This is a genomic window from Aquibacillus halophilus, from assembly GCF_009649745.1.
Lineage (GTDB): Bacteria > Bacillota > Bacilli > Bacillales > Amphibacillaceae > Aquibacillus > Aquibacillus halophilus.
In genome coordinates this window covers 1-13,105 of record NZ_WJNG01000021.1, presented here as the reverse complement: position 1 = coordinate 13,105, position 13,105 = coordinate 1, and the positions used below count along the sequence as shown (strand labels likewise).

The 13,105-nt window shown below is 36.5% G+C and carries 14 protein-coding genes; 12 read left to right on the top strand and 2 right to left on the bottom strand.

From position 1 onward, the window contains the following. Positions 1–12: 12 nt before the first annotated feature. From GH741_RS20000 to GH741_RS19975, 5 genes are all read left to right on the top strand, one after another. A complete protein-coding gene (locus tag GH741_RS20000) occupies positions 13–831 on the top strand; it encodes a S1C family serine protease (protein WP_153738529.1) in 819 nt (272 codons plus the stop codon). A gap of 316 nt (positions 832–1,147) precedes the next feature. Continuing rightward, positions 1,148–1,879 (top strand): RNA polymerase sigma-I factor, encoded by a 732-nt coding sequence (gene sigI / locus GH741_RS19995; RefSeq protein ID WP_153738528.1) that lies wholly within the window; start codon positions 1,148–1,150, stop codon positions 1,877–1,879. After that, a complete protein-coding gene (locus GH741_RS19990) occupies positions 1,876–2,835 on the top strand; it encodes an anti-sigma-I factor RsgI family protein (RefSeq protein WP_153738527.1) in 960 nt (319 codons plus the stop codon). The genes sigI and GH741_RS19990 overlap by 4 nt, the downstream gene beginning before the upstream one ends. Positions 2,836–3,535: 700 nt before the next feature. Beyond that, the gene (locus GH741_RS19980; RefSeq protein WP_153738525.1) at positions 3,536–4,456 is read left to right on the top strand and encodes a Gfo/Idh/MocA family protein; all 921 of its coding nucleotides are present in this window, start codon (positions 3,536–3,538) and stop codon (positions 4,454–4,456) included. Between the two features lie 22 nt (positions 4,457–4,478). After that, complete coding sequence (locus GH741_RS19975) at positions 4,479–6,044, top strand: bifunctional GNAT family N-acetyltransferase/carbon-nitrogen hydrolase family protein (protein ID WP_153738524.1); 1,566 nt, start codon at positions 4,479–4,481, stop codon at positions 6,042–6,044. A gap of 82 nt (positions 6,045–6,126) precedes the next feature. On the opposite strand, the gene GH741_RS19970 is transcribed toward GH741_RS19975, so the two are convergent. Next, on the bottom strand, positions 6,127–6,366 hold the full coding sequence (locus tag GH741_RS19970; protein ID WP_153738523.1) for a YhdB family protein: 240 nt from the start codon (positions 6,364–6,366) through the stop codon (positions 6,127–6,129). 253 nt (positions 6,367–6,619) lie between these two features. Between GH741_RS19970 and GH741_RS19965 the strand changes: the two genes are divergently transcribed. From GH741_RS19965 to GH741_RS19935, 7 genes are all read left to right on the top strand, one after another. Then, positions 6,620–7,444, top strand: a complete 825-nt coding sequence (locus GH741_RS19965) for a YhcN/YlaJ family sporulation lipoprotein (RefSeq protein WP_153738522.1) — start codon at positions 6,620–6,622, stop codon at positions 7,442–7,444. Positions 7,445–7,621: 177 nt separating this feature from the next. Next, positions 7,622–8,260 (top strand): class I SAM-dependent methyltransferase, encoded by a 639-nt coding sequence (locus tag GH741_RS19960; RefSeq protein WP_153738521.1) that lies wholly within the window; start codon positions 7,622–7,624, stop codon positions 8,258–8,260. A 26-nt stretch (positions 8,261–8,286) separates the two neighbouring features. Beyond that, positions 8,287–8,754: an S-ribosylhomocysteine lyase gene (locus GH741_RS19955; RefSeq protein ID WP_153738520.1), complete on the top strand. Its 468-nt coding sequence runs from the start codon at positions 8,287–8,289 to the stop codon at positions 8,752–8,754. A gap of 11 nt (positions 8,755–8,765) precedes the next feature. Continuing rightward, complete coding sequence (locus tag GH741_RS19950) at positions 8,766–9,698, top strand: PLP-dependent cysteine synthase family protein (RefSeq protein WP_153738519.1); 933 nt, start codon at positions 8,766–8,768, stop codon at positions 9,696–9,698. Positions 9,699–9,748: 50 nt separating this feature from the next. After that, positions 9,749–10,882 (top strand): bifunctional cystathionine gamma-lyase/homocysteine desulfhydrase, encoded by a 1,134-nt coding sequence (locus tag GH741_RS19945; protein ID WP_153738518.1) that lies wholly within the window; start codon positions 9,749–9,751, stop codon positions 10,880–10,882. Positions 10,883–11,029: 147 nt separating this feature from the next. Then, on the top strand, positions 11,030–12,400 hold the full coding sequence (locus GH741_RS19940; protein ID WP_153738517.1) for a dipeptidase: 1,371 nt from the start codon (positions 11,030–11,032) through the stop codon (positions 12,398–12,400). Positions 12,401–12,500: 100 nt separating this feature from the next. Next, positions 12,501–12,659 (top strand): hypothetical protein, encoded by a 159-nt coding sequence (locus tag GH741_RS19935; protein WP_153738516.1) that lies wholly within the window; start codon positions 12,501–12,503, stop codon positions 12,657–12,659. Between the two features lie 97 nt (positions 12,660–12,756). On the opposite strand, the gene GH741_RS19930 is transcribed toward GH741_RS19935, so the two are convergent. Beyond that, positions 12,757–12,975, bottom strand: a complete 219-nt coding sequence (locus GH741_RS19930; RefSeq protein ID WP_153738515.1) for a hypothetical protein — start codon at positions 12,973–12,975, stop codon at positions 12,757–12,759. Between the last annotated feature and the right edge of the window lie 130 nt (positions 12,976–13,105).

Sequence of the window (13,105 nt, the reverse complement as noted above, 5' to 3'; positions counted from 1 at the left end):
TGAGGTGATTGGATGAGTAAATCTGACGAATATCACAAAGATATTATAGATAAAGATTTATATGAGGAATTTGAAGATGAAGAATTACTGGAGATTCTTGCTGAAGAAAGAAAAAAATCGCTAGAGAATAGTGAGGAAGAAAAAGATAAGCCGAAACGCCCATTTCCTAAGTGGGCTTTCTGGTTGATCGCAATCGCAATGTTCATCAATGTCATTGCGGTCATTCCACAAACATTCTCCATACCTGCTTTAGATTTTTTAATGACTTCAGCCAAACTATCAACAGACCCAACAATTGATGAATATCAGGAGTCAGTAGTTGTCATTGAGGCCGGTAATAGTAAAGGTACTGGATTCTCTATTTCTTCAGATGGAATGATTTTAACGAATCACCATGTGATTGAGGATGAAAAACAGATAATGGCTGCATTCCCAGAACAGGGATTATTTGATGCAGAAGTAGTAGCAAGCTATCCTGATATTGACTTAGCATTGTTGAAAGTGGATGGGGATAATCTACCCCACTTAACTTTAGCTGACAAAACAACATTTGATACTAACGAACATATTTACTTCATTGGTAACCCATTGAGGTTCCAAGGAATTGCAAATGAAGGAGAAGTCATCGGTTATACACAACTAGATAGTTGGGAGCAGGAAGTGTTAATGTTAAAAGCGCCAGTTTACAGAGGGAATAGCGGAAGTCCAGTGATAGATTCAGATGGTGAGGTAATAGGTGTTGTGTTTGCAACATTAAAGCATGATGAAAATGGTAAGGTTGGATTAGCAGTTCCAATTGATTATTATTATGAGAAAATAGATGCTAATTAAATGAAGATCCATCTGTTCGGAGCTCGAACAGATGGATCTTTTTTCTATAGGAATTAGAAAAATATGGATGTTTTGTAACAATTACATGATAAATTGGGAATATTGTACTATCTTTTGATAAACAAATTAAATTAATTGTTAGTTTACTGTGATAGATTCATACTTGTCGATAATGTATGATTAGTCAAACTAAAATTATTTGGAGAAAAAATGATGACAACTATCTATAAAAAAAATAAAACTAGTAATTATATAAATACATGCAACACCCTAAAACAAACTTTTAATGACGAAAGTTGTAGTGGTGGTGATCTGATTGATTAACTACCAGTTTAAAGATACTCTATCTTTGGAGATTCAGGTTGGCTTAGTTCAAGATGGGAATCAAGATATTAGAAATGATCTACTACAGCAATATCGTCCATTTATTGCTAAAGCTGTTTCCGAAGTATGTAAGAGGTATATCAGCCCAACTAGAGACGATGAGTTTAGTGTAGGATTAGTCGCATTTGATGTAGCAATTTTTTCTTATGCTGCGGAAAAAGGGAGCTCCTTTTTATCCTTTGCTCGATTAGTAATTAAACGCAAAGTGATTGACTACATAAGAAAAGAGAAAGGTAAAGGTATCGCCTTATCACTTGATGAAACCTATCATGATGAGAACTTTGAAAATCCAACAGAGGTAATGGCAGCCAAAGCTATCTATCAAAACAAAACGGATCATTGGAATCGACGCGAAGAAATTTCAGAGCTTCAGGAAAAGCTTGCAGAATATAAATTATCGTTTGAAGAATTAACAATTGTTTCACCTAAGCACAAAGATGCGAGAGATTCTGCTGTTCGTGTAGCCCGCATTTTATATAAAGATGAACAGTTGAGAGAGTATGTTGTAAATAAGAAAAAGGTTCCGATTAAAGCTCTACTAACAAAGGTTGATGTAAGTAAAAAAACACTTGAGCGGAATCGGAAATTTATACTAGCTATGTTTATTATCTTAAGTGAAGATTATATTTATTTGAAAGATTATTTGAAAGGGGTCGGCCTGTGAAAAAGGGAATCGTTGTACAACAGCGGCGTACTCATACTGTTGTATTAGATCGTGACGGAGGATTCTATAAAGTTAACCCCTTAGAACAAGCAAATATTGGAGATGAAGTAGACTATCAGGTAAAAAAAGAAATGGTGTTTTCTCAACTGTTTTTTGCACAAGAGAAAATAAAGTCTAAATTTAAAATTGCAGCAATGGCCGCACTTTTAGTTTTAGCCAGCTTGCCGTTATATGCTTGGTACGACGATCAAAAAGTGTACGCATTTGTTAGCATTGACTTCAACCCAAGCTTAGAATTGGAAGTAAACGAAGAGATGGTTGTAAAAAATGTTCATGCATTCAATAAAGATGCAGAAACTTTGCTAGGCAGAATCGGAACTTTGGAAGGGCAATCGTTAGAGGATGTAACAGGTGCAATTTTAACGAATAGTCGTCAACAAGGTATTTTGGGAGATTTGAACACGATTCTTGTTGGTGTTAGTTATATGGATGTTCATAAAGCAGATAAAGTTACTAAGATACTAGACAATATTTTTGAAAGGAAGCTTAATAGCGAACTACAAATAGCAACATTTGTAGTTCCAAAAGAAATCCGGGAAGAAGCCAAACATAAAAAAACGTCAATGAATCAAGAAATGGCAGCATCTATAAAAGAAAATGGAACTTTTACTAGTAATCAAACCAATATGAATCGAAATGAACAGGATATGATTCAATCTTTTTTTGAAAATAAAGCAAATAAGGAAAGCAAAACAAAAAGAAAAGAATCCGAAAATACCAGTAAGAATCCAAAAATCCAAAAAAACGAAAAAAATAAAATTAACGAGCATAACAAAAAAGATATTAATGAAAAAATCAACCAGGTAATGAAGAACAGAGCAAATGATAAAATCCCTCCAGGACTCGAAAAGAAGCTTTCAAATAATAAAAAACCAAATAACATAGATAAAAGATAAAAGACGTCTGCTGACTAATTGCGGAGGTCTTTTAATTTGTTTTTTTATGGTTGGCATCGTTATCAATCTCCGCAGTAGATGAAAATTGCGACGTAGTGTAGCTATTAGTTTATTTACGCTCCGGGCAGTCGCTTTCCGCGGGCAACGCTTCAACTTCCTCGGAAGAAAACCCACTTCCTGTGGGATTTTCAGCTGTCGCTTTTCCCGCAGGAGTCGACTTCCCTCCACTTCAATCTGCATTTTACAACAACAATAAGAAGATGGATAAAGTCCAAAAAACTAGCGTAGTGTAGTTCCGTATCTTAGAATAGCTTTGTGTTCAACAGGAGAAAATCCCTCTTTACGTAGAACCATTGGCTACATTTCTGTAATCAGAACACTATTACTAGCTTAGGCAGAATACGTAGACTCCTATGGGAACAGCGCGTGTCCGAAGACCCCGGAAGAATCGCTCTTTGATTCTGAGGAGGCTGAGGCCGAGCCCATGGAAAGCGAAGTATTCTGCCTAAGCGGTTGTATAGCAGTCGATTAAAAAAAGAGAAAAAAATAAAATTAATAAAAGGTTACGTCGGAGTCTATCGATATTCTGTCAAAAAAACAGCCTTTTAGAAAACAGTCTAGAGGGAATCATTTGTTGAACTTACATTCATCAAGTACAATTAACAATAGTAATTGAATTGATCACAAGGGAGCTATCACGATGGAGAAAAAAATCCGAATAGGTGTAGTTGGTTTAGGAGGAATAGCACAAAAGGCTTATTTACCCATATTGTCAAGAGCTGTCGAATGGGAGCTAATCGGTGCTTTTTCTCCTGGAGTAGAAAAAAGAAATAGGATTTGCAAACAATATCGTATGAATAGCTTTAGTAGTTTAGCCTCCTTGGCAGACGAATGTGATGCTGCTTTTGTTCATAGCTCTACAGAAACCCATTATGAGGTAGTGTCCTACTTACTTGAAAATGGTGTAGATGTTTATGTTGATAAACCACTTGCCTCTACATTAGAAGAAGCAGAAAAGTTAGCTGAGCTAAGTGATAAAAACAATCGGAAACTAATGGTTGGTTTTAACCGACGCTTTGCTCCAATGTATTTAAGAGCTAAGAAGTTAGTGGGTGATTTTGACTGGGTTCACATGGAAAAACATAGAACTGCAAGTGTTGGCCCTCAGGATTATGCGTTTACAATGCGTGATGATTATTTACACTTAGTCGATACAATTCGCTGGATCGCAAATGAGGATGTCGCTATTTCTGATAGTTTTATTAAAAAAAATAATGAACACAATTTAGTTTATGCGAAACACAATTATAAGGGTGAGCAACGACTATTTACATCTGCTATGCATAGACAAGCAGGCTCAAATATAGAAAAATTAGAGTTTGTTACAAATAATTCAATTGTACGAGTGTTAAATTTGGGTACGCTTGAAGTGGAAAGTGATCAAACTGTAAGCACTTCACTTTCTAACTCATGGGATACAATTTTAAAAATAAGAGGTTTTGAAGATTGTGTGTACCATTTTATAACAAGTATTCATAACGACCAAAAACCAGCGGTTGATGGTTGGGAAGCTGTAAAGTCTCAGCAACTTTTGGAAAGACTAATAGCTACAATGAATTAAAAACGAAAGGGTAGGTAGTAAAATGTCAGATAAATTAGATTTGTCAAGCTTTGAAAAAAAATTAGAGGTTAGAAATATAACCAGGAATGATATCGATCAACTCATGGAAATGCAAAAAATTTGTTTTCCTAATATGGAACCATGGGGCCGAGACCATTTAGAAAGTCATTTAAACGTATTTCCTGAAGGACAGTTTTGTGTTGAATATGATGGTAAAATAATCGGGAGCTGCTCTAGTTTAATTGTTAACTTTGATGAGTACGATGATAAACATACTTGGGATGATATAACAGATGGAGGATATATCACCAACCATGACCCTGAAGGCTATAATCTTTATGGGATTGAAGTAATGGTTGATCCGGAATTTAGAGGAATGAGGATTGGAAAAAGGCTATACGAAGCAAGAAAAGACTTGGCAAGGGAGTTTAACCTGAAAAGTATTATTATTGGGGGCCGAATTCCAAATTATCATAAACATGAAGATGAGCTAACTCCAAGAGAATATGTAGAAGAAGTAAGTAATCAAAATATTTTTGATCCGGTATTAACCTTTCAAATCATGAATGGATTTACAGTAATGCGTATTAATCCAGGATATTTACCTGACGATAGCCAGTCCTTAAAATATGCTACGTTAATGGAATGGAACAATATTGATTACCATGCTAAAACTAAACGGCACTTTAAAACAGCGTATCCAGTAAGGATTACTGTAATTCAATACATGATGAAGAACATCGATTCATTCGAGGAATTTGCTAAGCAAGTAGAATATTATGTTGATGTAGCTTATGATTTCGACTCTGATTTCGCTGTCTTTCCTGAAATATTCACGACACAGTTAATGTCTTTCCTAGATGAGAAGGTCCCATCTAAATCAGTACGTAGGTTAGCTGAATATACGGAGGATTACATCGAACTATTTACTAAGCTTGCAGTAAGCTATAATGTCAATATTATTGGTGGTTCCCATTTTGTAGAAGAGGATGACCACATTTATAATATTGCTTACTTATTCCGTAGAGACGGAACGATTGAAAAGCAATATAAAATTCATGTAACACCAAATGAAAGAAAATGGTGGGGCATCCAGCCTGGCGATACGGTCAAAGTCTTCGATACAGATTGTGGGAAAATCGCCATTCAGATTTGTTATGATATTCAATTCCCGGAACTTGCCCGCTATGCAGTTGATCAAGGTGCCAATATAATTTTTGTTCCATTCTGTACGGATGATCGACAAGGATATTTACGTGTGCGTTATTGTGCCCAGGCTCGTGCAGTTGAAAATCAGGTCTACACAGTTATTGCTGGTACAGTAGGGAACCTAACTCAAGTTGAAAATATGGACATCCAATATGCTCAATCTGGAATCTTTACACCATCAGATTTTGAATTTGCTCGAGATGGCATTATCGGCGAATGTCATCCAAATATTGAGACAGTAGTAGTTGGTGATGTTGATTTAGAAATTTTACGACGACAAAGAAGATCTGGCACTGTTAGACAATTACGTGACCGACGTCGAGATTTGTTTGAAGTCAAGTATAGAAATATTGAAACAGAAGTTAAACCAATCAAATAAAAAAGCTGTAAAAAGGGTTATCCTAGGAATAGGATAACCCTTTATCTTTTAAAAGGCCCTTAAATCAGACCTTGTTTATTTTTTAAACTTCCATCATAGTGACAGATGGTGTATGACCCATAGCATGATCAATGTAATGAAGTAATTGTTCATGGCTATTCATTACTTCTTGTTCGGTTGCTCTGTAATGAAAAGCATGGAGAAAAGATTCGATTTTTTTTGATAAAATGTCATCGTTTGTCCTTACCATAAGAACCAGTAGGTCATCCCATTGTCCCCATAAAGTAAAGTACAGCGCTTTGTCATAATCCGGGATATACATTGCTATTCTCCCCTTTCTGAAAGGGTCAATTATAGTATGGCCTTCTTTACTTTTATAAATAGAAGACATTAATGGTTTCAATTCCAATACTTTACGTGAATATGAATTTTACATATCAGAATGTACCAGCGTCATATTTATTCCATTAATATTGGATTTAGCATACTTCCATTCATTGACTACTCCAAAATCGAATAAAGAAACGAGCGATGTAAATAATATTGTTAAGCCTTTAAAAGGAGGAATTACGCCAATGAATTGGAAAACAGTTGGTTTAACTATAGTAGCTTCAGCTTCTTTAACGCTTTCAGCTTGTGGAGTAGATAATAACGAAACAGGTCAAGGTCTAGATAATGGTGTTCAACAGACAAGGTTTGGCAACACAACGGATTTTCCAACCAACGACACCACACGATTAGGAACTGATGAAAATCGTAATGGCGCTGGAATGATGAACGATGGTAATAGTTACGGTAGAGATGCTCGAAATGATTATTTAACAAGAGATTATGACAATGGGACGCGTAATGGGTTTAACGAGAGAAATATAAATAATCAAGCAGATATGAACAACAATAATAATGGTACTCCGAACTATGGTTTAAACAGAAATGCTGATACGATGAACAATAACAACAATGGTGACAACAACAACCGTAATGGCAATAACAATAACAACAATAACGAAAATCGTTTTGAAGTAGCAGATGAAGCCGCCGATCGAATTGAACAAGAGGTTGACGATGTTGATAATGTGTATGTATTAACAACAAATAATAATGCATATGTTGCTGTTGAATTAGATAATGGTGCACGCAATGGTGGTAATGCAGGCAATGTTGGTAATGGAAACAATCTTGGAAATGGAGACAATGTAAGTAACCGTATTGAAAGAGAAATTCGTGATGCTGTAAAAGCAGTAGATCGAGACATCGACAATGTTTATGTATCAACTAACCCAGACTTTGTTGATTTAACAAATAATTTTAGAGATGGTGCCAATAATGGAGAACCAATTGAAGGGTTTTTCGACCAAATGGGTGCAATGATTGAACGAGTATTTCCAGATAGACGATAAAAGTGTAACGCGGGGGTATCAAGCCCTCGCGTTTCGTTTTACATAATTTTAATTGGTATTTTAAAATTGATACAGCCCTTTTTATATGTTATATTATTACCATTAATCCCGATAAAACATAGTGTATTACTAAGAATTAAAATGAAAAATAAATATTAACTGGGAGATGAGTAAAATATGGGTCGAGAATTTATTGATCTGTTTGATAAATGGGCTACATCTTATGATGCTGCGGTAACTGGACACGATCCTCAATATCGCGATGTGTTCGAGAATTATGATACAATATTATCTGAAGTAGTGAGTAATTCTGAAGGTAATGTTTTGGAATTTGGCGTAGGAACTGGCAACTTATCGAAGAAATTACTTGATGCAGACCATCATGTGATTGGGATCGAACCTTCTAAGGCAATGCGTGAAGCTGCATCGGCAAAATACCCTGATTTGACTGTATTGGATGGGGATTTCCTATCTTTTCCAAAATTAGATATCCCAATTTTCACTATCGTTAGTACGTATGCTTTCCATCACCTTACTGATGATGAGAAAGGGAAGGCAATAAAAGCCTTTAATGAAATTTTACCAGTCAATGGGAAAGTGGTATTCGCAGATACAGTTTTTGAAAGTGAAGAAACTAAACAAGAGATTATCGACCAAGCAAAAGACAATGGTTATAATGATTTAGTTTATGACTTAACGACAGAATACTATCCAATGAAAAATACGCTTCAAAGTCTTTTTAAACAAAATGGATTTTATGTTACTTTTAAACAGATGAATAAATTCGCTTGGTTAATAGTCGCTGAGAAACAGTAAAAAATAACAAAGGGAGTGTATGATGGATGGCAAAGAAAATGAATGTAGAAAGTTTTAATCTAGACCATACAAAAGTTAAAGCGCCATATATTCGTTTAGTTGGTGTTACTACTGGACAAAGTGGTGATAAGGTTTACAAATATGATATTCGTTTTAATCAACCGAATAAAGATCACATGGATATGCCAGGATTACATTCGATTGAACATTTAATGGCTGAAAACATTCGTAACCATATTGATAATGTCCTTGATATAGGTCCTATGGGTTGTCAAACTGGTTTTTATTTAGCAATTCTTAACAATGATAACTATGATGACATTGCAAAAGCATTAGAAAAAACATTACAGGATGTCCTTGAAGCTACGGAAGTTCCTGCTTGTAATGAGGTACAATGTGGCTGGGCTGCTAATCATAGTCTTGATGGTGCTAAAGAAATAGCGGCTCGTATGCTTGAAGGCAAAAATGAATGGCATATTGTTTTTGCTGAATAGAGGGATATGCAATGGTGCTATATAGAAATACCCAAGAATTGATAGGAAATACACCGCTAGTTGAATTATCCAAGTTCCCCCTTCCTGAGGGGGTTCGTTTGTTTGCTAAACTCGAGTTTTATAATCCTGGAGGTAGTGTTAAGGACCGTCTTGGTCAGGAGTTGTTAGAGGATGCTTTTTCTTCTGGAAAATTAAAAGCAGGTGGCACAGTAATTGAACCAACAGCAGGTAATACTGGGATTGGATTGGCATTGGCTGCTTTGGATCAAGATATTAAGGTGATTTTTTGTGTCCCTGAACAATTTAGTGTTGAGAAACAGGATTTAATGAGAGCGTTAGGTGCAGAGATTGTTAATACCCCCACTGAAGATGGAATGCGTGGAGCGATTGCTAAAGCAGATGAGCTTCTCGAACAGATTCCTAACAGTTATTCACCACGACAATTTGGTAATGTCGCAAATCCCGCGACGTACTACAAAACACTCGGACCTGAGATATGGAAAGACCTAAGCGGTAAGGTTGATGTTTTTCTTGCCGGTGCTGGGACTGGTGGAACTTTTATGGGTACAGCTCGTTACCTAAAAGAAAAGAATCCGGATGTTAAAACGGCAATTGTGGAACCAGAAGGATCGATAATTGCTGGTGGAGAACCAGGACCTCATAAAACGGAAGGAATTGGTATGGAATTCTTGCCTGATTACATGGATAGGTCTTACTTTGATGCAATCCATACAGTATTAGATAGGGAAGCTTTCTATTATGTAAGAGAGTTGGCAAAAAAAGAAGGTCTACTTGTTGGAAGTTCTTCGGGTGCAGCCATGTGTGCTGCATTAATAGAAGCCAAGAATGCAAAACCAGGTACAAATATTGTTACAATCTTTGCTGATAGCAGTGAGCGTTATTTAAGTAAAGGTATCTACTCGAAAAACGATGACGATAAATAACTTTTTATAATTAATCCTTTTCTCAGGTTCATTAAATAAGGAGGAGTATGATGAAACGTAAAACTAAGATGGTTCACGGTGGCATTACCGGTGATGAACGTACGGGTGCAGTTTCCGTACCGATATATCAAGTAAGTACCTATAAACAAGAGGCTGCGGGTAAGCATACAGGTTATGAATATTCTCGGACTGGGAATCCAACTAGACATGCATTGGAGACAGTTATAGCTGATTTAGAAAATGGAAGTACTGGTTTTGCATTTGGCTCTGGTATGGCTGCTATTACCTCTGTTATGATGCTTATGAACGCAGGAGACCATATTTTAATGACTGACGATGTATATGGTGGATCATACCGACTGACTACGAAAGTATTGAATCGCTTTAACTTGGATCATACATTTGTTGATACAAGTGATCCAGCAAAAGTGGAAGCTGCAATTAAGCCAAATACAAAAGCATTATTTATTGAAACACCAACGAATCCTTTATTGAAAATTACCGATCTTAAAAAAATGTCTACGATTGCAAAAGCTAATAATTTATTGTTAATCGTTGATAATACATTTGCTACTCCATATTGGCAACAGCCGATAGATTTCGGAGCTAATATTGTTGTTCACAGTGCGACCAAATACATTGGTGGGCATAGTGACGTTGTTTCCGGTTTAGTAGTTGTTAAGGACGACAAGATTGCTGAAGATTTACATTTTATTCAAAATTCTGTTGGTGGAATCTTAGGACCACAGGATTCTTGGTTATTAATGCGTGGAATTAAGACATTAGGTTTACGTATGGAAGCAATTGAGAAAAATGCACATCAGCTAGTTGAGTTTTTACAAAGTAGTTCAAAGGTAAGTACAATTTATTATCCGGGAATTACAAGTCATAAGGGGCATGATGTAGCAAAGCAACAGGCTACTGGTTTTGGAGGTATGATCTCATTTGATGTTGGGAGTGCTGAAAAGGCGGACCAAGTGTTAAGCAAGGTAAAGTATTTTACTTTAGCAGAAAGCCTTGGTGCAGTGGAAAGCCTAATTTCTATTCCTGCAAAGATGACACATGCTTCTATTCCAAAGGATCGTCGCCACGAATTAGGAATTACTGATGGCTTGATTCGTATATCAGTTGGTATAGAGGATATTGAGGACTTGATTGAAGATTTAAAAGAAGCATTGGAATAAATGGGAACAGCATTCTTTAAGAAGGATGCTGTTTTTTTCTTTTAAAAAAATAGTAAAAAAAGTCAAGCCTGGAAACAATAAAAGCAAGTCTCATTATGCTACACTAATGAATAAATAAAGTACATTATATAGGGATGTGAATTGTATATGTCAAAAAAAGTTTTAGATTATTTACAGGCCAATAGAAATGAGCTATTAACAAGTTTAAATGAGTTTTTATCTATACCAAGTGTAAGTACAGATCCAATACATAAGCAGGACGTTAATATGGCAGCGGAATTTGTTGCTACATATCTTAAGGAAATCGGTTTTGAGCAGGTAGAGGTACAACCAACGAAAGGACACCCACTTGTTTATGGAGAGTGGAACGGTGCTGGATCCGATGCCCCAACAGCTTTACTATATGGACATTATGATGTGCAACCTGCTGATCCATTAGAGCTATGGGATAGTGAACCTTTTAAGCCTGAGGTACGTAACGGAAGATTATATGCACGTGGTGCTAGTGATGATAAGGGCCAGGTATTCATGCACTTAGCAGTTTTTGAGGCTTACATGAATACAGAGGGGAAACTTCCAATCAATATGAAAGTTTGTATTGAAGGAGAAGAAGAAATAGGTAGTGAAAACTTGTATGATGTTCTGAAAGAAAAGAAAGAAAAGTTTAAAGCGGATTTTGCTGTAATTTCCGATTCCGGCATGGTAGATAGTGGTCAACCAACCATTCTCTATGGTTTAAAGGGGTTTACAGGGCTTGAATTTACTATTACAGGTCCTTCTAGTGACTTGCATTCCGGAATTTACGGTGGGGCGGTAAGGAATCCCGCAATGGCATTATCACATTTGCTTGCATCACTAAAAGATGAAAATGAAGTAATCCAGGTTGCTGGTTTTTATGATGATGTCGAGGAACTTGCTGATGAAGAACGTCAGCTTATCAAGAATGTACCAGGAGAAGATTTCACAAAATCTACTGGTGTAACAGAAACAGTATCAGAACAAGGATATACCGCAAAAGAGCACACAATGGCACGTCCAACTCTAGAAATCAATGGATTGTTTAGCGGTTATCAAGGTGAAGGGACAAAAACAATTATCCCTTCTACCGCTACAGCTAAATTAACGTGTAGACTCGTGCCTGGACAAGATCCAAAGAAAACGCAAGATTTGCTGGTTGCACACCTTGAGAAACATTTACCTTCAGGTGTAACGCTAGACATAAAACGGGAGCCTTTATCTGCAAAGGCATATAAAGTAGATCCGAACCACCCGCTAATTGAAAAAGCATCAAAGAGTCTTACTAGTGCATTTGGTAAAGAAGCTGTTTACGTTCGCATGGGAGGATCTATACCGGTCGTAGAATGGATAGATTCAAATTATCATATGCCTGTAGTTCTATTAGGGTTTGGTACTCCAGAGGATCGACTTCATTCACCAAATGAAAGTTTCCCTCTAGAAAACTTTGATAAAGGGATGGAGACATTAGTTTATTACTGGGATGAAGTTAGAAAAAAGTAAAAGTTGGAGAAAGAGGGCTTCCCAAGGAAGTCCCCTTTTTATTTGACTAAAGGTAATATAATTGGGAATTATAACAAGTAGTCAAGGAGGAGGTAAATGTATGATAAATCAAGACTTTGATGGCTTCATTAAGAACCAAGAAAAAGAGAAAACTAATTATTTGGGTCACGGAGAACGCGGGAAAAATATTGATCCCAAAACAAACAATCGAAAAAATTCAAACAAAAATGTAGGAGCTACTGGTAAAAATTTAGAATGAACATTAATTGAAGAGTGTGACCTTAACAAGTCACACTCTTCATTTTTTTGTTTTATTAATTAGAACTTTGAAGTAACCATTAATTTAAAGCCGTTTTCTAAAAGGCTGTTGCTTTGACGGAGTATCTATAAACTGCGATGTTTTTTTTTGTTGAATTTTTTTCACTTTTCCTTAATCGGCTGCTATGTTTATTTGCGCTCCGGGCAGTCGCTTTCCGCGGGCAACGCTTCAACTTCCTCGGAAGAATACCACTTCCTGCGGGATTTTCAGCCGTCGCTTTTCCCGCAGGATAAGGAAGGCTCCGGTAGCATTGCATCGCACGAAACGTCCACGGCTACGCTTCTCGTAGCCACCAACTATCACGAAAATGGATTCCTAATCAAATCAGAGGTATCACATAGGAATCAAACGTCAATATTTCTAGTAACAATACAACCAGGCTGAAA